General features: G+C 40.4%; 1 protein-coding gene. It reads left to right on the forward strand.

All coding sequences use genetic code 11. From position 1 onward, the window contains the following. The coding region (locus ACM615_RS24310) for a RagB/SusD family nutrient uptake outer membrane protein (RefSeq protein WP_431012696.1) at window positions 1-270 on the forward strand (270 nt) is incomplete at its 5' end. Window positions 271-272: the final 2 nt, after the last annotated feature.

Genomic DNA, 272 nt, shown 5'->3' on the forward strand with positions numbered 1-272 from the left:
GCTCCTTGGAGTAATGCAACAGCCGCTAGAGACGCTGTACGTTTCGAAAGAAAGATAGAGCTAGGAATGGAAGGTCATAGATTCTATGATTTGGTAAGATGGGGTACTGTTCAAGCAGAAATGGATGCATATTTTGCTTTTGACGGATCTATACTTCAGGCTGCACTTGGTGGTGCTAAATTCACTGACAAGTATAAGTTAGTTCCAATCCCTCAAGATCAAATTGACTTGGTAGGGCCTGATATTCTAATTCAGAATACTGGATTCTAATT

It is taken from the genome of Rahnella sp. PAMC25617 (assembly GCF_050606005.1).
In the GTDB taxonomy this organism is placed as follows: domain Bacteria; phylum Pseudomonadota; class Gammaproteobacteria; order Enterobacterales; family Enterobacteriaceae; genus Rahnella; species Rahnella variigena.